The organism is Stenotrophomonas sp. G4 (assembly GCF_003428825.1).
Lineage (GTDB): Bacteria > Pseudomonadota > Gammaproteobacteria > Xanthomonadales > Xanthomonadaceae > Stenotrophomonas > Stenotrophomonas indicatrix.
In genome coordinates, this window is record NZ_CP031741.1 from 1,981,097 (window position 1) to 2,002,262 (window position 21,166).

Here is a 21,166-nt window from a genome sequence, read left to right on the forward strand (position 1 = left end):
GCGTGGGCGTATCGCGGGCGGGGGAGGGCTTTATGATACTTCAAGCGGCCGTTGGACCCCTTATCTGCGGCTGAGCGATGCGGGGCGCTAGAATGTCGCCCCCTCCCACGTCCCCGATTCCGCAGGAGCTCCGCCCGTGATCAAGCCCCGTACCCCGCCCGGCACCCTTGAACTGCTGCCGCGCGAGCAGATTGCGTTCCAGCGCATGCTGGACGTCATCCGCCGCAACTACGAGCGCTTCGGGTTCCTGCCGGTGGAGACGCCGGTGTTCGAGCTGTCCGATGTGCTGCTGACCAAGTCCGGCGGCGAAACCGAGCGCCAGGTGTATTTCGTGCAGTCCACCGGCGCGCTGGCCAACGCTGCTGAATCCGGCGATCGTTCGCTGCCGGAGATGGCGTTGCGCTTCGACCTGACCGTGCCGCTGGCGCGTTACGTGGCCGAACACGAACACGAGCTGACCTTCCCGTTCCGCCGTTACCAGATGCAGCGCGTGTACCGCGGCGAGCGCGCCCAGCGCGGCCGCTTCCGCGAGTTCTACCAGTGCGACATCGACGTGATCGGCAAGGACAGCCTGAGCGTGCGTTACGACGCCGAAGTGCTGGCGGTCATCCATGCGGTATTTGCCGAACTGCGCATCGGTGACTTCAGCATCCAGTTGAACAACCGCAAGCTGCTGCGCGGCTTCTTCGAAAGCCTGGGCGTGGCCGAGGGCGAACGCCAGCTGGCAGTGCTGCGCGAAGTGGACAAGCTGGACAAGCGTGGCCCCGACTACGTGCGCGAGACACTGGTGGGCGAGGGCTTCGGCATTCCGGCCGAACAGGTCGGGAAGATCCTGGCCTTCGTCGCCGTGCGTTCGCAGGGTCATGCCGATGCGCTGGCACAGCTGGCAGCACTGGAAGACGGTGCGGGTTCCTCGGAGATCCTGCGTGCCGGCGTGGCCGAGCTGCGCGAAGTACTGCAGCTGGTGCAGGCACTGGGCGTGCCGGAAAGCGCGTACTGCCTGAACTTCTCCATTGCACGTGGCCTGGATTACTACACCGGCACGGTGTACGAGACCACGCTGACCGACCACCCGCAGATCGGGTCGATCTGTTCCGGTGGCCGTTATGAAGACCTGGCCAGCCACTACAGCAAGTCCAAGCTGCCGGGCGTGGGCATTTCCATCGGCCTGTCGCGCCTGTTCTGGCAGCTGCGCGAAGCTGGCCTGATCGAGGGCATCGAGGCCAGCAGCGTGCAGGCGCTGGTGGCGCTGATGGACGAGCAGGGCATGCCGCAGTCGCTGGACATCGCCCGCCGCCTGCGCGCCGGTGGCATCAACACCGAAGTGCAGATGGAGCCGAAGAAGATCGGCAAGCAGTTCCAGTACGCGGCCAAGGCCGGTATCCGTTTCGTGGTGCTGGCTGGCGAGGACGAACTGGCGCGCGGCGTGGTGGCGGTGAAGGACCTGCTGCGCGAGCAGCAGTTCGAAGTCTCCCGTGATGAACTGGCCAGCACCCTGCAGGTGGAACTGGAGCAGTCGCGGGTCATGCCGTGAAGTCCGCCGCCGCAGGGGCGCTGATGCTGCTCCTGCTGGCGGGCTGCCAGAGCGATCCGGCGTTGCGCAGCACCCGGATCGGCCCTGCGTATTACCAGTTGGTGGCTGATCGCTGCCATGTGATGGATCGAGCGCAGCTTGAGCAGGATCTGCAGGCCCTTGCGGAGCGGGCGTGCCCGGGCCGGGCAGGAGCGCTGCAGAACCTGCAGTCCCGTCCCAGCCGGCAGGGCAGCCTGTTCGGTGAATGCCTGCGGCGCGGCGCGCTGCAGGCAGAGGTCCGCTGCCTGCCCTGATCGAAGCCCTGTCCATTGCCGCATCCGAACGCCCACCGCACGGTGGGCGTTTTCGTTTCCGCTGCCTGAACGGGCCTGGCGGACCCTGGCCGTCCCTTTGACGCGGTGCGCAAGAATGCGTTAATGTACTAACACGCTATTACATTGATGCAAGAGCCCCGCCCGTGAAAGTCCGCCCCAACATCGCCGCCAAAGACCCGCAAGCCGATCTGGACGCCCTGGCCCAGGCCTTTGCCGCGCTGCGCGAGCCGGAGCAGGTGGCCGCCTTCCTGCGTGACCTGTGCACGCCAGCCGAGCTGGAAGCCATGGCCGACCGCTGGAAGGTGGTGCCGCTGCTGCAGCAGGGCGTGCCCTACCGTGAGATCCACGAGCGCACCGGCGTCAGCGTGACCACCACCGGACGGGTGGCACGCACGCTCGAGCATGGCCATCGAGGCTATGCCGCCGCTGTCGACCGCCTTGCTTCGCGCTGATCCGCGCCCCGTTCCAGACTTCGAGACCTCCCCATGAGTGCAACCCAGGCAGCGCCGGCGCGAGACCGGCTGCGTATCGCCATCCAGAAGAGTGGCCGGCTGGCCGAGCCCGCCCGCAACCTGCTCAGTGCCTGTGGCCTGAGCTGGCGCGAGAGCCGCGACAAGTTGTTCTGCTACGGCGAATCACTGCCGGTGGACCTGCTGCTGGTGCGCGATGACGACATTCCCGGCCTGATCGCCGATGGCGTCTGCGACCTGGGTATCGTCGGCCGCAATGAACTGGACGAACAGGCGGCCGCGCGTCGCCAGATCGGCCTGGCCGATGCCTACCAGGCATTGCGGGGGCTGGGCTTTGGACAGTGCCGCTTGATGCTGGCGGTGCCGGAAGACTGGCAGTGGCAGGGGCCGGCACAACTGGCCGGTACCCGCATCGCCACCAGCTACCCGGCCATCCTCAAGCAGTGGCTGGCCGCGCAGGGCGTGGATGCACAGGTGGTGGAGCTGTCCGGCTCGGTGGAGATCGCGCCGCGCCTGGGCACCGCCGACCTGATCTGCGACCTGGTCTCCAGCGGCGCCACGCTGCGTGCCAACCAGCTCACCCCGGTACACAACCTGCTCGACAGCGAAGCCGTGCTGGCCGGTGCGGTACGCGTTCCCGATGATGCGCGCGGCGCGCTGCGCAGCATGCTGCTGCGCCGCCTGGACGGCGTGGTGCAGCGGCAGGACCGCAAGCTGCTGATGTTCCGCGCCAGCGAGGACCGCGTCGACGCGTTGTCGCAGCTGCTGGCCGATGCCGAACCGTTGGTGCGTTTGCCTGCCGATGGCGGTGCATTGCGCCTGCAGACCATGTGCCCCGGTCCATTGACCTGGCAGCGCATGGAAGAGCTGGAGCGCGCCGGCGCCCAGGGCCTGATGGTACTGAGCGTGGAGCGGTCGCTGGCATGAATCGTCTGATCTGGTCGCAACTTGACGAGGCCGCACGCAGCGCGGCGCTGACCCGGCCGGTGCAGACCGTGGCGCAGCAGACCCGTGATGCGGTGGCCGCGCTGATCGCGCAGGTGCGCACGCAGGGCGACGCCGCGCTGCGCGCGATCACTGCGCGCTTCGATGGCGTGGATCTGCAGGATTTCGAAGTTTCCGCAGCCGAGTTCACAGCTGCCGATGCCGCGGTGCCGGCCGAGCTGCGCCAGGCCATGGTGGAAGCGGCCGAACGCATCACCCGCTTCCACGCGGCCGGCATGGGCCAGGGCTATACGGTGGAAACCGCGCCGGGCGTGGTCTGCGAGCGTGTGCTGCGGCCGATCGGCCGGGTTGGCCTGTACGTGCCGGCCGGTAGTGCGCCGCTGCCGTCCACCGCGCTGATGCTGGGCGTTCCGGCGCAGTTGGCCGCTTGCCCACAGGTGGTGCTGTGCACCCCGCCGCGTGCCGACGGTACGGCCGATCCTGCGGTGCTGGTGGCCGCGCGCCTGACCGGTGTGCAACGCGTGTTCAAGCTGGGTGGTGCGCAGGCGATTGCGGCGATGGCCTATGGCACCGAAAGCATCCCGGCCAGCGACAAGCTGTTCGGGCCGGGCAACAGTTTCGTCACCGAAGCCAAGCAGCAGGTGGCACAGGACGGTGCCGCCGCCATCGACATGCCGGCCGGTCCCTCGGAAGTGCTGGTGATCGCCGATGCCGGTGCCGACCCTGCATTCGTTGCCGCCGACCTGCTGTCGCAGGCCGAGCACGGCCCGGATTCCCAGGTGCTGCTGCTGACCGATGACGCGGCGATGCTGGCCGCGGTCGAGGCCGAAGTTGAACGCCAGGTGGCCCTGCTGCCGCGGCAGGACATCGCCCGCCAGGCGCTGTCGGCATCGCAGTTGATCCAGGTGGAATCGCTGGCCGATGCGTTTGCGATCAGCAACCGCTACGCCCCGGAACACCTGATCCTGGCCCTGCGCGAACCGCGCGCGTGGCTGGACCAGGTGCAGGCGGCCGGTTCGGTTTTCCTCGGCGACTACACGCCGGAAGCACTGGGTGACTACTGCAGCGGCACCAACCACGTGCTGCCCACCGCCGGCGCCGCGCGCGCCTACAGTGGCGTCAGCGTGGCCAGCTTCCAGAACCTGATCAGCGTACAGAGCGCGACCGCCGCTGGCTTGGCCGCGATTGGTGGCTGCGCGCGCATCATCGCCAGCGCCGAAGGACTGGATGCACACGAACGTGCGGTGGCACTGCGCATGGAGGTGACCGCATGAACGCGGACATCGACGGCGTGCTGGCACTTGTGCGCCCGGACCTGCAGGCCTTTGCCGGCTACAGTTCGGCGCGCAGCAGCGCGGTGCAGGGCGAGGTGTGGTTGAACGCGAACGAATCGGCGTGGGCCAACCCGGCCGACGCCACGGGGGGCAGCCGCCGCTACCCGGAGCCGCAGCCGGCTGCGCTGCGTGATGCGCTGGCGTCGCTGTACGGCGTGCAGCCGCAACAGCTGCTGGTAGGCCGTGGCAGCGACGAGGCGATCGATCTGCTGGTGCGCGCCCTGTGCGTGCCCGGCCGCGATGGCGTGCTGGTGACGCCGCCGGTATTCGGCATGTACGCGGTCTGCGCACGCTTGCAGGGTGCGCCGTTGATCGAGGTGCCGCTGATTGACGATGGTGAGGGGCTGCGTACGGATCTGGACGCGGTCATCGCCGTGGCCAAGGGGCAGGGCGCCAAGCTCGTTTTCCTGTGCGCGCCGTCCAATCCTGCCGGCAGCGATATCCCGCTGCCCGAGATCGAAAGGGTGGCTCGTGCCCTGCGCGGGCAGGCGCTGGTTGTGGTGGACGAGGCCTATGTCGAGTACGCGCAGCGCGCTTCGGCGACCACGCTGCTTGCCGCGCACGCCAACCTGGCGGTGCTGCGCACGTTGTCCAAGGCGCACGCACTGGCCGCCGCGCGTGTCGGCACCTTGATCGCCGCGCCGGAGCTGATTGCCGTGCTGCGCCGCTGCCAGGCGCCGTACCCGGTGCCGACGCCATGCGCCGAGCTGGCCGTGCAGGCACTGCAGCCGGCCGCGCTTGCGCGCACCGCTGAGCGGGTAGCCACGGTCATCACCGAGCGCCAGCGCCTGCACCACAGCCTGCAGGGCCTGCCTGGCATCGGCCGGGTATACGCCTCGGCCGGCAACTACCTGCTGGTCCGCTTTGCCGATGCGCAGGCGGCGTTCGACGCGCTGCTTGCTGCTGGCGTGGTGGTGCGCGACCAGCGCGCCGCACCGCAGCTGGGCGATGCACTGCGTATCAGCATCGGCAGCCCCGAAGAGAACGACCGCGTGCTTGCGGCCCTGTCGGCACGGAGGGCCGCGGCATGACGCCGATCCTGTTCATTGACCGCGACGGCACCCTCATCGAGGAGCCGGCGGATTTCCAGATCGACGCCTACGAGAAGCTGCGCTTCGTGCCGCAGGTGATCCCGGCGCTGCTGAAGCTGCGCGATGCCGGCTACCAGTTCGTGATCGTCACCAACCAGGACGGTCTGGGCAGCGAAAGCTACCCGCGCGCCAGCTTCGATGGCCCGAATGACCTGATGCTGCAGATCTTCGAAAGCCAAGGCATTGTTTTCCGTGACGTGCTGGTCGACTGCAGCTGGCCGCACGACAACGCGCCGACGCGCAAGCCGGGCATCGGCCTGATGACGGCCTACCTGCAGGACCGCAGCATCGACTGGGCGCGCTCGGGCATGGTGGGCGACCGCATCACCGACCTGCAGTTCGCCGACAACCTCAACATCCGTGGCTTCCAGCTGCGCACCGAACAGTTCGGCGGCGAGTGGGACTGGCCCGGCATTGCCCACGCACTGGCCGATGCACCACGCACGGCGGTGGTCCAGCGCAATACCAAGGAGACGAAGATCCGCGTCGAACTGGATCTGGACCGTGCCGGCGATGCGCACATCCACACCGGCCTGCCGTTCTTCGACCACATGCTGGAGCAGATCGGCAAGCACGGCGGTTTCGCCCTGGACATCCGCGCCGAGGGCGACCTGCACATCGACGAGCACCACACCATCGAAGACACCGGCCTTGCACTGGGCCAGGCCCTGCGCGAGGCGCTGGGCGACAAGCGCGGCATCGGCCGTTACGGCTTCACCCTGCCGATGGATGAAACCCTGGCCAGCGCTGCGCTGGATTTCAGTGGCCGCCCGTATTTCGTGTTCGAAGGCGAGTTCAAGCGCGAGCGCGTGGGCGACATGCCGACCGAGCTGGTCCCGCACTTCTTCCGTTCGCTGTGCGACGCCAGCGGGCTGAACCTCAACCTGCAGGTGCGTGGCGACAACGACCACCACAAGGTTGAAGCCTGCTTCAAGGCCCTGGCACGTGCACTGCGGCCGGCACTGGCGCGGCAGGGTACCGCCTTGCCGACCACCAAGGGGGCGCTGTGAGCGAGGTCGTGCTGATCGATGCCGGCGGTGCCAACCTGGGTTCGGTGCGCTACGCATTGGAACGGCTCGGTGCGACGGTGAAGCTGGTCCGCGATGCCGAAGGCCTGGCCGGCGCGCAACGGGTGATCCTGCCCGGCGTCGGCGCGGCCGGCCCCGGCATGCAGCGCCTGCATGCGCAGGGCCTGGTCGAGCCGCTGCGCCAGCTGCAGGTGCCCTTGATGGGCATCTGCCTGGGCATGCAGCTGTTGTTTGACCGCTCCGAAGAGGCCGGCGTGGATACGCTGGGATTGATCCCCGGCGTGGTACGCAAGCTGGTGCCGGCCTGTGGCATCCGCGTGCCGCACATGGGCTGGAACCGGCTGCTGCCGCTGCGCCCGTCGCTGCTGCTGCAGGGGGTTCCCGAGCGCGCCAGCGCGTACTTCGTGCACAGCTATGCCGCGCCGCTGAACAGCCATACCGTCGCCGCCTGTGATCACGGCGGCCTGTTCACCGCCGTGGTCGAGCAGGGCCGCTACTTCGGCGCCCAGTTCCATCCCGAGCGGTCCGGCGATACCGGTTCGCTGATGCTGCGCAATTTCCTCGAGGGCACCGCTGCATGAGTTTCATCGTCTACCCCGCACTGGATATCCGCGACGGCCGCGTCGTGCGGCTGCGCCAGGGCGACTACGCGCAGGAAACCCACTATGGCGACGACCCGCTGCCGCGTGCGCAGGCGTTCGCCAGGCAGGGCGCACAGTGGATGCACCTGGTCGATCTGGATGCCGCACGTGCCGGTGGCTACACATTGGCGCCGCTGTTGGCCGCGATCCGTGCGCAGACCCCGCTGCAGGTGCAGACCGGTGGCGGCGTGCGTGGCCGTGACGACGTGGCACGCATCCTTGATGCCGGCGCCAGCCGCGTGGTGATCGGCTCACTGGCGGTGCGCGAGCCGGCGCAGGTGATCGGCTGGCTGGGCGAGTTCGGCCCGGAGCGGCTGACCATCGCCCTCGATGCACGGCAGGACGCGCAGGGGCAATGGCAGCTGCCGGTGCATGGCTGGACCGAGAACGCGGGGGTGACCCTGGATGCGCTGGCCGAACGCTATGCACAGGCCGGCATGCGTCACCTGTTGTGCACCGACATCGCCCGCGATGGCATGCTCGCCGGGCCCAACATCAGCCTGTACCAGCACCTCGCAGCGTTGCTGCCGGGCGTGGCGGTACAGGCGTCAGGCGGTATCCGCGATGTGGCCGACGTGGCTGCGGCACAGGCCGCCGGTTGTGGTGGCGCGATCCTCGGCAAGGCGTTGCTGGAACAGCGCATGGATCTGGCGGAGGCGCTGGCATGCTGAGCCGCCGCATCATTCCGTGCCTGGACGTGCGCGATGGCCGCGTGGTCAAGGGCGTGCGTTTCCGCGATCACGTCGACATGGGGGACATCGCCGAACTGGCGCAGCGCTATCGCGACCAGGGCGCCGACGAGCTGGTGTTCTATGACATCGGCGCCAGCCCGGAGGCACGGTCGGTGGACGTGGCCTGGATCGAGCGCATCGCGCGCCTGATCGATATCCCGTTCTGCGTGGCCGGTGGCATCGACAGCGTGGAGACCGCGCGTCGCGTGCTGTTCGCCGGCGCGGACAAGATCTCGATCAACTCACCCGCGCTGGGCCGCCCGGAACTGATCACCGAACTGGCCGAAGAATTCGGCGTGCAGTGCGTGGTGGTCGGTGTCGACTCGGTACGCGAGGACGACGGCCAGTGGCGCGTGCGCCGCTTCAGCGGCGACCCGGACAGAACCCAGGCAGTGCCGCTGCGCACGCTGGACTGGATCGTCGAGGCGCAGCGCCGGGGTGCCGGCGAGATCGTGCTGAACTGCATGGACAGCGATGGCGTGCGCCATGGCTATGACGTCGAGCAGCTGCGCCAGGCACGTGCGCTGTGCCAGGTGCCCCTCATCGCATCGGGCGGTGCGGGTACGATGGAGCACTTCGCCCAGGCCTTTGACCAGGCCGACGTTGACGGTGCGCTGGCGGCCAGCGTATTCCACAGTGGCGCTATCGCCATTGCCGACTTGAAGCGCTACCTGCGCGAGCAGCAGATCGAGGTACGGGATGTCTATTGACGTGCGGCCGTCGCCGCAGGCGCTGGAAACGCTGGACTGGGACAAGGGTGATGGCCTGCTGCCGGCCGTTGTGCAGGACGCCGACACCCTGCAGGTGCTGATGCTGGGCTATGTCAGCGCCGAGTCGCTGGCGGCGACGCTGGCCATCGGCCACATGACCTTCTTCAGCCGCAGCAAGCAGCGTCTCTGGACCAAGGGCGAGCAGTCCGGCAATGTGCTGGCGGTGCAGTCGATCAGCGTCGATTGCGATGCCGATACGCTGCTGGTGCTGGCGCGCCCGGCAGGCCCGACCTGCCACACCGGCGCGGAAAGCTGCTTCGACGGCGCGCCGAAGGACTTCCTCGGTGGCCTGGACCAGCTGGTCGCCGTACGTGAGGCGCTGCGCCCCTCCGGCAGCTATACAACGTCCCTGTTCGAAGGCGGCATCCGCCGCATCGCGCAGAAGGTAGGCGAGGAAGGCGTGGAGACGGCGCTGGCCGCGGTGGCGCAGGACGATGAGGCCTTGCTGGGCGAGGCGTCGGACCTGCTGTACCACCTGCTGGTGCTGCTGCGCGCGCGAGGGCTGTCGCTGGAAGATGCCCGCGACGTGCTGGAAAAGCGCCATCGTTAGATGTGCGGCAGCGCCGGCCGCTGGCCGGCAACCCGATGATCAAGGGACGCCTCGTGGAATGCCGGCCAGCGGCCGGCACGACAGGAAAAGCCGCAATCGCGTGCGCGATGTCATCGCCGGAATCTACAATAGGCGGTCTCTTTTTCCCGGACCGCCCCCATGAAACTGCCTGCCGCCTGGCTGTGCTGCCTGTTGCTGACCTCGCCGGCCTGGGCCGCCGATACCGTGGTCAGCGGCAAGGTCTATCTGGAGCGTGACGGCAAGCCGGGCCGCGGTGCGACCGATCCGGGCCTGGCCGGCGTGCAGGTGTCCAACGGCGAAACCATCGTCAAGACCGCCGCCGACGGCAGCTACAGCCTGCCGGTGCGTGACGGGCAGACGGTCTTCGTGATCAAGCCCGATGCCTATTCCTTCCCGAAGGCTGCCGACGGCCTGCCGTCGTTCTGGCGGCACTACCGGCCGAATGGTTCTCCGGCGCTGAAGTACGGTGGCATCGCCGCGACCAGTGACGTTGCCCGCAACTGGGACTTCGCCCTGCAGAACGACCGGCATGACAGCCGCCGTGGTTTCCAGATGCTGGTGTTCACCGACTCGCAGACCGCCAGCCTGCAGGACATCGGCTACTACCGGCAGTCGATCGTGGCGCCGCTGGTTGGGCAGACCAAGGCCCGCCTGGGTACCACGCTGGGCGACATCGTCAACGACGACCTGACCCTGTACCCGGCGATCAACAAGGTCACCACCGAGCTGGGCGTGCCGTGGTTCCACGTACCCGGCAACCACGACCTGGATGTTGACGCGGCCAATGATGCGCATTCGCTGGACAGCTGGCGCAACATCTACGGCCCCGATACCTACGCAGTGGAAGAGGGCGGCGCCAGTTTCGTGTTCCTTGACGACGTGGTGTACGACCCCAACGCCAAGCCCAGGTATGTGGGTGGCCTGCGCGAGGATCAGTTCGCTTTCCTTGCTGCCTACCTGAAGGGCCTGCACAAGGACCGCCTGCTGGTGCTGGGCATGCACATCCCGCTGTTCGATGCGGCACCGGGGCGCGAGACCTTCCGCCATGCCGACCGCCAGCGCCTGTTCGACCTGCTGAAGGACTTCCGCAACGTGCTGGTGCTCAGTGGCCACAGCCACACCCAGCAGCATGTCTATTACGGTAAAGCCGACGGCTGGCAGGGCGCCAGGCCGCTGCACGAGTACAACGTCGGTGCCAACTGCGGTGCGTTCTGGTCGGGCGTGAAGAATGCCGCCGGCGTACCGGACAGCACCATGAGCGACGGCACGCCGAAGGGCTATGCGCTGCTGGACGTGGCCGGCAACGGCAGCTATCGCCTGCAGTACCGGGTGGCCGGTGCGGCCGCCAGCGAGCAGATCGGCCTGCATGCACCGAAGGTGCTGCGCAAGGGCGCTTACCCGGCGTGGGGCATCTATGCCAACGTGTACATGGGCGAGGACGCCAGCGTGGTCGAGTACCGCGTCGATGGCGGCGCCTGGCAGCCGATGAAGCAGGTCAGCCAGCCTGATCCGCGCCTGCTGGTGGAGAACGTGGCCGACGACCTGGCCACCACGCTGCGCGGTTACGACCGCTCGCCGGAAGCCACCGCCTCGCCGCACCTGTGGCGTGGCGCGTTGCCGACCGACCTGGCCGTGGGCAGCCACAAGGTCGAGGTGCGCTCCACCCAGCCCGATGGTGCGGTGTTCACCGCCAGCACCAGCTACAGCCTGCAGACCGCGCAGCCCTGAGCGCGGGCCGGGCTGCCATCACCAACTTCCATCGCGAAAGGACGCAGCATGGATATCCGCTTCATGGCCGGCACCACGCCGGTCACCCTCAGCCGCCACTGGTTCACCGGCGCGATGATGCTGCAGAGCGCCAGCGAGAAGGTCTGGGTGCAGCATCCGCTGCATCCGGGCACGCACTTCTCGTTCTCGCTGGTACAGTCGTGGCAGCGCCATATCGCCGGCCATGAAGTGCTGGTGGAGCGGACCCGGCCGCTGCTGTTCGCCGGGTTCCGCCCGCAGCGCCTGCGGGTGCTGGTGGACGGTGTGCAGGTGGCCGAGCAGGAAGGCATGTGACCCCGGGCGGCGCTGTCGCCGCGCTAGGCAAAGGCCGTCCAATGCCTGAGAATCGGCACGATTCAATCGATCCAAGCAGGCCAGCGTGAACGTTGCAGCAGTGTCCCCGGCGCCATCCGAGTCCGCCCGCAGCGGCGTCCCCCGCAGCCTGGTCGTCGCCGATGTCGGCGGTACCTTCGCCCGTCTTGCGCTGGCCGAGACCCTGCCGGGGCAGGCGCCGCGGCTGGGCAGCTACCGCACCTATGCCTGCGCCGACCACCCCAGCCTGGCGGCGATCCTGGCCGATTTCACCGCCAGTCTCGGCCAGCCGATGGCCAGTGCGGTGGTCGCCATCGCCGGCCTGCTCGACGGCGATACCCTGATCAATGCCAATCTGCCGTGGACGGTGTCGCTGTCGGCGACGCGCCGCGAGTCGGGCCTGCCCGACCTGCAGCTGATCAATGATTTCGAAGCAGTGGCGCTGGCCATTCCCTACCTGCAGGCCGACACGCTGGTGCCGCTGAATGGCGATGCCGATCCGGCCAAGACCTTCCCGGCACTGGTGCTGGGGCCGGGCACCGGCCTGGGCGCGGCGTTGCGCTTCGCCGATGGCGAGCGCCCGGTGCTGGCCAGCGAGATCGGCCACGCTGCGTTGGGCGCCGGCAATGCGCTGGAACTGCATGTGCTGGGCCAGCTGCTGCAGCGCTGGCCGCATGTGGACAACGAACGTGTGCTGTCCGGCAGCGGCCTGATGAACCTGTATCCCTGCCTGTGCGAACTGCGCGGCGTGGCTCCGCAATGGACCAGCACCGAGGCGCTGATCGCAGCTGCGCGGCAAGGCGACGACGCGCTGGCGGTGGAAACCCTGCAGGTGTTCTGCGCTTGGCTGGGCAGCCTGGCCGGCGACGCGGCGATCGCCGTAGGCGCGCGCTCGGTGTACCTGGCCGGCGGCATTTCCACCCATGTGCAGGACTTCCTGGCCGACGGCCGTTTCCGTGAGCGCTTCCTCAACAAGGGGGTGCTGACCGACGTGCTGCGCCAGGTGCCGGTGTGGCGGGTCGAACATGGCCAGCTGGGTGTGCTCGGTGCCGCAGCCTGGCACGCAGCGCGGACCCCCGCGCACGATTGATCGGCGCTGCCGGCATCGGGCCGGCGGGCGCAGCATGCAGACGGAGGCGAAGATGGTGGATCGCAGGCAGTTTTTGCAGGCCGGTGCACTGGCCGCAGGCGTGGCAGCGTTGCCGGCGGTGAAGGCGCGTACGCACGGTGGCGCCAAGGTGGTCTCGACCTGGGACTTCGGCGTGCCGGCCAACCAGGCCGCGTGGAAGGTACTGGCGCAGGGCGGCAGTGCGCTGGATGCGGTGGAAGCCGGTGCACGCTGGGCCGAAAGCGAGCTGTGCAATCCCACCGTCGGCCATTGTGGCAACCCGGACCGCGACGGCGTGCTGAGCCTGGACGCCAGCATCATGGATGGTGACGGCCGCTGTGGCGCGGTTGCTGCGCTGGTCGACATCCTGCACCCGGTGTCGGTGGCCCGCAGGGTGATGGAGAACAGTCCGCATGTGCTGCTGGTGGGCGAGGGCGCCCAGCAGTTCGCCGTGCAGCAGGGCTTCCAGCGCCAGCACCTGCTGACGCCGAAGGCTGAAGCGGCCTGGCGTGAGTGGCTGAAGACCGAAAAGTACGCGCCGCAGATCAATGCCGAGCGTCGCGGTCTTCCCGGCAACAGCGACAACCACGACACCATCGGCATGCTGGCACTGGACGCCAAGGGCAACCTGGCCGGTGCCTGCACCACCAGCGGCATGGCCTGGAAACTACACGGCCGGGTCGGCGACAGCCCGATCATCGGCGCCGGCCTTTACGTGGACAACGACGTGGGCGCGGCCACCGCCTCGGGTGTGGGCGAAGAAATGATCCGCAACGCGGCCTCGTTCCTGGTGGTCGAGCTGATGCGCCAGGGCCGTTCGCCGGCACAGGCCTGCCGCGAAGCGATCGACCGGGTGGTGCGCAAGCGCCCCGAGGCCAGCCGCACACTGCAGGTCTGCTTCCTTGCCATGAACAAGCAGGGCGACGTGGGTGCCTATGCACTGCATCGCGGCTTCGTCTACGCGGTGTGCGATGCGCAGCGCCAGGATGACCTGCGCGACTCACCGTCGATCTATACGAGCAGGCAGGCGTGAGCGCGGGCCTGACGCTGGAGATCGCCAGCAATTCGGTGGCTTCGGCGTTGGCCGCGCAGGCCGGTGGCGCAGATCGCATCGAACTGTTCGACAACCTTGCCGAAGGCGGTACCACGCCGTCGTTTGCCAGCATCGCCATCGCCCGCGAGCGGCTGCAGATACCGCTATTCGTGCTGGTGCGACCGCGTCCGGGGGATTTCCACTACGACGCGCTGGAAACCGAGCTGATGCTGCGCGACATCGCCCAGTGCCGCGCACTGGGCTGCGATGGCGTGGTGATCGGTGCGCTGGATGCGCAGGGCGATATCGACCTGCCGCTGTGCCGCGAACTGCTGCACGCGGCCGGCCCGTTGCAGGTGACCTTCCACCGTGCCTTCGACGCCGCGCGCGATCTGCCGGCGGCGCTGGAGCAGGTGATCGGGCTGGGCTGCCAGCGGGTGCTGACGTCCGGCGGCCAGGCCAGCGCCGACGCCGGTGCCGATGTACTGGCCGCGCTGGTCGCGCGGGCCGCCGGCAGGATCAGCGTCATGGCCGGCGCAGGGCTGGGCCCGGGCAACATCGCCGCCGTGGCGCGGAAGACCGGCTGTCTCGAACTGCATGCCTCGGCCAAGGGGCAACGACGTTCGGCCATGCAGTTCCAGAACCCGGCCCTGCGCGGGCTGGACCCGGACTGGAGCCAGACAGACACCGCCACGGTGAGTGCGCTGCGGAAGGCGCTGGACGGCTGAGCGAATCCGCCGGGCATGGCCCGGCGCTACCGGGACGGGTCAGCACCGCGATGGCTGCATCCGCGGTAGCGACGGGCCATGCCCGGCGAACGCGCAAACCCGATCACGGACAAAACTGTTCTGCGCGCGGGTGTAGCGATCGTGTCATCGACATCTGTGCCGCTTCCATAAAGATGTCGTGCAACCCATTGATTCGCTTGGCTGCCCTTCGGCGATAACGACGCGCGTCGCTTGATGCTGCGCCGCCGCATGCTGGGCGTGGTTCAGCTGTGCTTTAGTTTGGATCGATCCACAGGGGAGGGCGGTCGAATCGAGATGGATCGATTCAACGCCCGGGATCGCCATCCGACCGCGCGTCCACCATCCAAGAGCAACCACCCATGGCTCAGTCCGTCCGCAACCGCCGTCATCTGCTGTCCCACGCCCTCGCCCTGGCCCTGCTGCCATTTGCCGCTGGCGCACAGGAAGCGGCCCCGTCGCCCACCAAGGATCTTGATGCGGTCACCGTCACCGGTTCGCGCATCAAGCGTGCCAGCGTCGAGGGCCCGGCCCCGGTCAATGTGATCAGCGCCGCACAGATCCAGAAGGAAGGCTTCGTCACCGTCTACGACGCACTGAAGACCCTGACCGAGGCGACCGGCACCGTCGAGGCGGCGTCGCAGTGGGGCTCGCACACCCCCAATGCGAGCGGCCTGAACCTGCGCGGCATGGGCCCCAACCGCAGCCTGCTGCTGGTCAATGGCCGTCGCGTGGCCGACTATCCGCTGCCCTATGGCGGCGAGACCAATTTCTCCAACTACAGCAACATTCCGGCGGCGGCGGTCGAACGCATCGAAGTGCTGACTGGCGGCGCCTCGGCGATCTACGGTTCAGACGCCGTCGCCGGCGTGGTCAACGTCATCCTCAAGACCAACTACGACGGCGACGAAGTGCGCGTGCGCGGCGGTACCTCCACCGAAGGCGGGCGTGACACCTGGGATCTGTCCTGGGCGGGCGGCAAGACCGGCGACAACTGGAGCGTGACCTACGCCCTGCAGTACACCAAGCGCGATCCGCTGTTCGGCCGCGACCGGCCGCAGATGGACGACGCCGACGATGCGCTGTACCCGTCCTGGAACATGGAGCAGCGCAAAGTCGGTTTCCGTCCCACCGCTGGCCTGGCGTTGATCGACCCCAGCAACGGCCAGCGCCTGGCGCCGCCGGACGGCACCTGCGAGAAATTCGCTGGCGAGTACTACACCGCCGACCGTCTGGTCTACAACTACAACGCCAATACGGTGAGCAACACCGGCCGCCTCTGCGGCATGAGCGCCGACTACGCCAACTGGCTGTTGACCGGGGGCTCGGAGAACCTGTCGGGCAACCTGTATGCCACCTTCGATTTCGGCAACGATCTGCAGGCCTGGAGCAACCTGGCGGTATACCGTTCCGAAGCGATCTGGGGCACCAATCCGCCGAGCGTGTCGCTGATCGACGATGCCAACGGTTACTACTGGGATGCCAACCGCAATCGCCCGGTGCTCGGCGTGCGCCAGTTCACCCCGAACGAAGTCGGTGGCCTGGACACGCTGCGCAATACCAACCGCGAGTTGTCGTGGGATATCAGCGCAGGCCTGCGCGGGCGCCTGGCCGATCGCTTCGACTGGAGTGCCACGGTCGGCCGTTCCTACTACCGCGTCGAGGAGCGGCAGAACGTGGTCGACGAGCAGAAGTCGTACGACTTCTTCCTCGGCCCACGGCTGGGCACCACCGGCGATGGCGAGGCGATCTATGCATTGAACGAGTCGCGCTGGTGGAACCCGATCACCCCGGACCAGTACTGGCAGATGGGCACGGTAGCGAAGAACCGGGCGTCGTCCTACGTCAACCAGGCCTCGGCCGACATCACCGGTGAACTGTTCCAGGGCTGGGCCGGGCCGATCTCGTTCGCAGCGGTAGCCGAAGTGGCCAAGCAGGGCTATCACCTCAGCCCGGACCCGCGCGCGGGCATCGATTTCGATCTGCAGAACGTCGATCGCGGCGGTGGCGAGCGTACCCGCTACTCGGCCGGTGTCGAGTTCAAGATCCCGTTGGCCGACAGCCTGATCGCCACCGCGGCGGCACGCTACGACCGGTACGGCAGCTACAAGGCCGACGGCGGCGGCGAAGCGCTGGATATCGGCAGCCAGAAGGAAACCACCTGGAACGCCGGCCTGGAATGGCGGCCGTTCGAGTCGCTGCTGGTGCGCGGGTCCTACGCGACCAGCTTCCACGCGCCGGACATGCACTACCTGCTGGGCCAGGCCAGCAGTTCCGAAGTGCTGACCTACGACCGCCTGCGCTGCATCGAGAGCGGCGCTTATCTGGTCAACAACTGCGGCGTGGGCAATACCGATGTCTGGTACGCGTTCGACGTGAACCGCCGGGGTACGCCGCTGCTGCGCTCGGAAACCGGCGATTCGTGGACGGTCGGTTTCGTGTGGGACGTGCTGCCGAACCTGTCGATGAGCGCTGACTACTGGGCGATCAAGCTGGAAGACATGATCGTCGACGTCGGTGCCGACGAAGTGCTGGCGAGTGAGGCCGGCTGCCTGACCGGCAAGAACATGGACGGCACGCCGTGGGCGAACCCGGCAGGTGAGGCTTACTGCGCCGGCATCCTGGCTCGGGTGAACCGTGACGGCAGCGGCCGGCTGGTGTCGATCGAGCGCGGGCCGTTCAACCTGGCCAGCCGCGAAGTGCGCGGCATCGACCTGAGCGCGCGCTACCGGCTGGAGACGGCCGCATGGGGCAGCTTCCAGCTGGGGGTGAACTACACCAACCAGATTTCGACGAAAGAACAGCGTTACGCCAACGATCCGAACCCGGAGCGTCGCGACCGTGACCTGCGCAGCAAGCTGCGCGCCAGCCTGGCATGGCAGGGCGGCAACTGGAATGCGAACGTGTATGCCGACCGCATCGGTTCAGTGCCGGGCGTGCGCTACCACTGGGGCACCGACCGCCTGGACAACCCCGGCGGCTGCCTGCCGTTCGCCGATGGCTACGTGCCCAGCGACAGCCCGTCGCTGAACTGCCTGGAACCCGCCACGCGCCCGGATGGATCGGCCAATCCGAACCCGAATGCGGGGCAGCAGACGGCGCGCTATTACGGCCGGGTCGGGCCGTTCATTACCTGGAATTTCAACGTCGGCTACCAGGTGACCGAGTTCATGAAGGTCAATCTGTACGTGAACAACGCGTTCAATGCGACCAGCTGGAACCACAAGGACCCGTACAAGGTCGACTACGATTTCGCCCCGACCCGCCTGCTGGGTGCGGTGGGACGCGAGTTCGCGCTGGAGTATGTGTTCACGTTCTGAGGGAAAGGCGGCGCCGGGCATGGCCCGGCGCCAGCCACGCCATGCGTGGCAGGAACATTGGCGGGGTGGGGTGGATTTGACCTTCCCACGATGGCAAGGTCTAGGCTGGTCACCATCCTCCAGATGGAACCAGGGAAACCAGGCCATGAGCACCTCCAGCCCCACCGCCGTCCACGAGACGGCTTCCACCATCAGCCTGCCGATCGAAGGCATGACCTGCGCCAGCTGTGTTGGCCGCGTTGAAGCGGCCCTGGCCAAGGTCGAGGGGGTCGCCAGCGTGTCGGTCAACCTGGCCACCGAGCGCGCAGACATCCGTTCCTCTGGTCCGGTCGACCGCGATGCGCTGATCCAGGCAGTGGAGAAGGTGGGCTACGAAGTACCCGCCGCGACCACCGAACTGGCCGTGGAAGGGATGACCTGCGCGTCCTGCGTCGGCCGCGTGGAGCGCGCGCTGCTGGCCGTACCGGGCGTCAGCCACGCCAGCGTCAACCTGGCCACCGAGCGTGCGACCGTGCGCGGCGTTGCCGGCATCGATGCACTGGTGGCGGCGATCGACAAGGTTGGATATGCGGCGCGCGCGATCGATGGCGGTACCCAGGTCGACGAGGAAGCGGCGGAAAAGAAGGATGCCGAGCGGGTGGCGCTGAAGCGCGACCTGATCCTGGCCAGCGTGCTGGCGGCCCCGGTGTTCGTATTGGAAATGGGCTCGCACCTGATCCCCGGCATGCACCATTGGGTGATGTCCACGATCGGCATGCAGGCCAGCTGGTACCTGCAGTTCGTGCTGACCACGCTGGTCCTGGCCATTCCCGGCCGGCGTTTCTACCAGAAGGGCTTCCCGGCGCTGCTGCGCCTGGCACCGGACATGAACTCGCTGGTGGCGGTGGGTACCGCGGCGGCGTTCGGCTATTCGGTGGTGGCCACCTTCATCCCGCGCCTGCTGCCGCCGGGCACCGTGAATGTCTACTACGAAGCGGCGGCAGTGATCGTCGCGCTGATCCTGCTCGGCCGGTTCCTGGAGGCGCGCGCGAAAGGCCGCACCTCGGAGGCGATCAAGCGCCTGGTCAACCTGCAGGCCAAGGTGGCGCACGTCAGTCGCGAAGGGCGCATCGTCGATATCCCGATCAACGAGGTGCTGCTGGGCGACCTGCTGGAAGTGCGTCCGGGCGAGCGCGTGCCGGTGGATGCTGAGGTGACCGAGGGTCGCAGCTACGTCGACGAATCGATGATCACTGGCGAGCCGATCCCGGTGGAGAAGTCGGCCGGCAGCAGCGTGGTCGGCGGCACCGTCAACCAGAAGGGCGCGCTGACCCTGCGTGCGACGGCGGTAGGTGGGCAGACCATGCTGGCGCAGATCATCCGTCTGGTTGAACAAGCACAGGGTTCCAAGCTGCCCATCCAGGCCGTGGTCGACAAGGTGACGCTGTGGTTCGTGCCGGCGGTGATGCTGGCGGCGTTGGCCACCTTCCTGGTGTGGCTGATCTTCGGGCCGTCGCCGGCGCTGACCTTCGCGCTGGTCAACGCGGTTGCCGTGCTGATCATCGCCTGCCCCTGCGCGATGGGGCTGGCCACGCCGACCTCGATCATGGTCGGCACCGGCCGTGGCGCCGAGATGGGCGTGCTGTTCCGCAAAGGCGAGGCGCTGCAGCTGTTGAAGGACGCCAAGGTGGTGGCGGTGGACAAGACCGGCACCTTGACCGAAGGCCGCCCGTTGCTGACCGACCTGGAGATCGCCGAGGGCTTCGATCGTGCGCAGGTACTGGCGCGGGTGGCGGCAGTGGAGTCGCGCTCGGAGCATCCGATCGCACGCGCCATTGTCGAGGCGGCGACGGAGGAGGGCATCGCGTTGCCGGCGATGGTCGGTTTCGAGTCGGTGACCGGCATGGGTGTGCGTGCCAGCGTGGACGGTGCGCGGGTGGAAGTGGGTGCCGATCGCTTCATGCGTTCGCTGGGCGTGGACATCGGCATGTTCGCTGCGCTGGCCGACCGCCTCGGCAACGACGGAAAGTCGCCGCTGTATGCCGCCATCGATGGCCGCCTGGCGGCAATCATCGCCGTCTCCGATCCGATCAAGCCGAGTACGCCGGCCGCCATTGCCGCCCTGCACCAGTTGGGCCTGAAGGTGGCCATGATTACCGGTGACAACGCCGCCACCGCGCAGGCCATCGCCCGCCAGCTCGGCATCGATGAAGTGGTGGCCGAGGTGTTGCCCGAAGGCAAGGTGGAAGCGGTGCGCCGGTTGAAGGCGGCCTACGGGCAGATTGCGTTCGTCGGTGATGGCATCAACGATGCGCCTGCGCTGGCCGAAGCTGATGTGGGCCTGGCCATCGGTACCGGCACCGACGTCGCGGTGGAATCGGCCGACGTGGTGCTGATGTCCGGCAACCTGCAGGGCGTGCCCAATGCCATCGCGCTGTCGAAGGCGACCATCGGCAACATCCGCCAGAACCTGTTCTGGGCCTTCGCCTACAACACCGCGTTGATTCCGGTCGCGGCGGGTGCGCTGTACCCGGTATGGGGCGTGCTGCTGTCGCCGGTGTTCGCCGCCGGTGCCATGGCCCTGTCCAGCGTGTTCGTGCTCGGCAATGCGCTGCGCCTGCGGCGCTTCCAGGCGCCGATGGTCGAGGCGTCCCATGCGGCCCAGTAAAGGAGTGATGGCATGAACATCGGTGAAGCATCGAAGGCATCCAGCGTGTCGGCCAAGATGATCCGCTACTACGAGCAGATCGGCCTGATTCCGCCAGCTGACCGTACCGGCGCGGGCTATCGCGCCTATTCGCAGGCCGACGTGCACCGGCTGCGTTTCATCCGTCGCGCGCGTGATCTCGGCTTTTCGGTGGCCGAGATCACCGACCTGCTGGGCCTGTGGAACGACACCTCGCGGCACAGCGCTGACGTCAAGCGCCTGGCCGAGCAGCACATCGATGATCTGGAACAGCGCATCGAGAACATGCGGCAGATGGCCGATACGCTGAAATCACTGATCAGCTGCTGCGCCGGCGATGATCGTCCCGAGTGCCCGATCCTGCAGCGGCTGGGCGAAGGCGAGGAGGGCGCTGCGCCGGTGGCGGCGCCCACCGGGGCGGTACGCAGGCGCGCGCGCACGACCTGAAGACGACATACGGAAAAGAAAATGCCCGCCCCGGCAGTTGCACGGGGCGGGCATCGTTCATGCAGTGGGTCAGGCGATCAAGCCGGGCGCGGCGGGAAGCCCGCTTCGGTCAGCGCTGCAATGATCTGCGCCTCGCTGGCCGAGGTCTGCACCTGCACGCGGCGGCTGGGCGGGTCGGCCGACACCGTCGCCGCCGGGTCGACCAGCTCGATCGCCTTGGTCACGCTGCGCGCGCAGCCGCCGCAGGTCATGCCTTCCACATGGAATTCCATCTGTAGCTCCTTCGATGCACTTGGGGGTGGAGGCAGTGTGCACCTTGCAACGATGGCAGGGTCAAGG

The 21,166-nt window shown here is 67.8% G+C and carries 20 protein-coding genes; 19 read left to right on the forward strand and 1 reads right to left on the reverse strand.

Annotated features, from left to right (window positions below):
* The first annotated feature begins 136 nt into the window (after window positions 1–136).
* The 19 genes from hisS (at window position 137) to cueR (ending at window position 20,827) form a co-directional block, all read left to right on the forward strand.
* Window positions 137–1,534, forward strand: a complete 1,398-nt coding sequence (gene hisS, locus D0Y85_RS09365) for a histidine--tRNA ligase (protein ID WP_117310268.1) — start codon at window positions 137–139, stop codon at window positions 1,532–1,534.
* 23 nt (window positions 1,535–1,557) lie between these two features.
* Window positions 1,558–1,827 (forward strand): hypothetical protein, encoded by a 270-nt coding sequence (locus D0Y85_RS09370; protein WP_093819868.1) that lies wholly within the window; start codon window positions 1,558–1,560, stop codon window positions 1,825–1,827.
* A 164-nt stretch (window positions 1,828–1,991) separates the two neighbouring features.
* The gene (locus D0Y85_RS09375) at window positions 1,992–2,300 is read left to right on the forward strand and encodes a YerC/YecD family TrpR-related protein (protein WP_117310269.1); all 309 of its coding nucleotides are present in this window, start codon (window positions 1,992–1,994) and stop codon (window positions 2,298–2,300) included.
* Window positions 2,301–2,333: 33 nt separating this feature from the next.
* Window positions 2,334–3,245 carry an ATP phosphoribosyltransferase gene (gene hisG / locus D0Y85_RS09380; protein WP_033830971.1) on the forward strand — a complete coding sequence of 304 codons (912 nt, stop codon included), beginning with the start codon at window positions 2,334–2,336 and terminating at the stop codon, window positions 3,243–3,245.
* Entirely contained in the window at window positions 3,242–4,537 is a 1,296-nt protein-coding gene (gene hisD, locus D0Y85_RS09385) for a histidinol dehydrogenase (RefSeq protein WP_117310270.1), read from the forward strand. Before hisG ends, hisD begins: the two co-directional genes overlap by 4 nt.
* Window positions 4,534–5,628, forward strand: coding sequence for a histidinol-phosphate transaminase (hisC, locus tag D0Y85_RS09390; RefSeq protein WP_117310271.1), 1,095 nt, complete (start codon window positions 4,534–4,536; stop codon window positions 5,626–5,628). Before hisD ends, hisC begins: the two co-directional genes overlap by 4 nt.
* The gene (gene hisB / locus D0Y85_RS09395; protein ID WP_025874831.1) at window positions 5,625–6,698 is read left to right on the forward strand and encodes a bifunctional histidinol-phosphatase/imidazoleglycerol-phosphate dehydratase HisB; all 1,074 of its coding nucleotides are present in this window, start codon (window positions 5,625–5,627) and stop codon (window positions 6,696–6,698) included. Before hisC ends, hisB begins: the two co-directional genes overlap by 4 nt.
* Complete coding sequence (gene hisH / locus D0Y85_RS09400) at window positions 6,695–7,297, forward strand: imidazole glycerol phosphate synthase subunit HisH (RefSeq protein WP_025874829.1); 603 nt, start codon at window positions 6,695–6,697, stop codon at window positions 7,295–7,297. The genes hisB and hisH overlap by 4 nt, the downstream gene beginning before the upstream one ends.
* Entirely contained in the window at window positions 7,294–8,028 is a 735-nt protein-coding gene (gene hisA / locus D0Y85_RS09405) for a 1-(5-phosphoribosyl)-5-[(5-phosphoribosylamino)methylideneamino]imidazole-4-carboxamide isomerase (RefSeq protein WP_117310272.1), read from the forward strand. Before hisH ends, hisA begins: the two co-directional genes overlap by 4 nt.
* Complete coding sequence (gene hisF, locus D0Y85_RS09410) at window positions 8,022–8,798, forward strand: imidazole glycerol phosphate synthase subunit HisF (RefSeq protein WP_117310273.1); 777 nt, start codon at window positions 8,022–8,024, stop codon at window positions 8,796–8,798. The genes hisA and hisF overlap by 7 nt, the downstream gene beginning before the upstream one ends.
* Window positions 8,788–9,408 carry a bifunctional phosphoribosyl-AMP cyclohydrolase/phosphoribosyl-ATP diphosphatase HisIE gene (hisIE, locus tag D0Y85_RS09415; RefSeq protein ID WP_025874822.1) on the forward strand — a complete coding sequence of 207 codons (621 nt, stop codon included), beginning with the start codon at window positions 8,788–8,790 and terminating at the stop codon, window positions 9,406–9,408. Before hisF ends, hisIE begins: the two co-directional genes overlap by 11 nt.
* Window positions 9,409–9,567: 159 nt before the next feature.
* Complete coding sequence (locus D0Y85_RS09420) at window positions 9,568–11,157, forward strand: calcineurin-like phosphoesterase family protein (protein WP_117310274.1); 1,590 nt, start codon at window positions 9,568–9,570, stop codon at window positions 11,155–11,157.
* Window positions 11,158–11,205: 48 nt separating this feature from the next.
* Window positions 11,206–11,490, forward strand: a complete 285-nt coding sequence (locus D0Y85_RS09425; protein ID WP_025874818.1) for a hypothetical protein — start codon at window positions 11,206–11,208, stop codon at window positions 11,488–11,490.
* A gap of 85 nt (window positions 11,491–11,575) precedes the next feature.
* The gene (locus tag D0Y85_RS09430) at window positions 11,576–12,598 is read left to right on the forward strand and encodes a glucokinase (RefSeq protein ID WP_032975527.1); all 1,023 of its coding nucleotides are present in this window, start codon (window positions 11,576–11,578) and stop codon (window positions 12,596–12,598) included.
* Between the two features lie 52 nt (window positions 12,599–12,650).
* Window positions 12,651–13,649, forward strand: coding sequence for a N(4)-(beta-N-acetylglucosaminyl)-L-asparaginase (locus D0Y85_RS09435; RefSeq protein ID WP_117311893.1), 999 nt, complete (start codon window positions 12,651–12,653; stop codon window positions 13,647–13,649).
* Window positions 13,646–14,377: a copper homeostasis protein CutC gene (locus D0Y85_RS09440; protein ID WP_117310275.1), complete on the forward strand. Its 732-nt coding sequence runs from the start codon at window positions 13,646–13,648 to the stop codon at window positions 14,375–14,377. The genes D0Y85_RS09435 and D0Y85_RS09440 overlap by 4 nt, the downstream gene beginning before the upstream one ends.
* A gap of 380 nt (window positions 14,378–14,757) precedes the next feature.
* Entirely contained in the window at window positions 14,758–17,715 is a 2,958-nt protein-coding gene (locus tag D0Y85_RS09445; RefSeq protein WP_117310276.1) for a TonB-dependent receptor, read from the forward strand.
* Window positions 17,716–17,860: 145 nt separating this feature from the next.
* Complete coding sequence (locus tag D0Y85_RS09450) at window positions 17,861–20,362, forward strand: heavy metal translocating P-type ATPase (protein ID WP_117310277.1); 2,502 nt, start codon at window positions 17,861–17,863, stop codon at window positions 20,360–20,362.
* 12 nt (window positions 20,363–20,374) lie between these two features.
* Complete coding sequence (cueR, locus tag D0Y85_RS09455; RefSeq protein ID WP_117310278.1) at window positions 20,375–20,827, forward strand: Cu(I)-responsive transcriptional regulator; 453 nt, start codon at window positions 20,375–20,377, stop codon at window positions 20,825–20,827.
* Between the two features lie 77 nt (window positions 20,828–20,904).
* Here the strand turns inward: cueR and D0Y85_RS09460 are convergent, their stop codons facing one another.
* Window positions 20,905–21,099 (reverse strand): heavy-metal-associated domain-containing protein, encoded by a 195-nt coding sequence (locus D0Y85_RS09460; protein WP_025874804.1) that lies wholly within the window; start codon window positions 21,097–21,099, stop codon window positions 20,905–20,907.
* Window positions 21,100–21,166 lie beyond the last annotated feature (67 nt).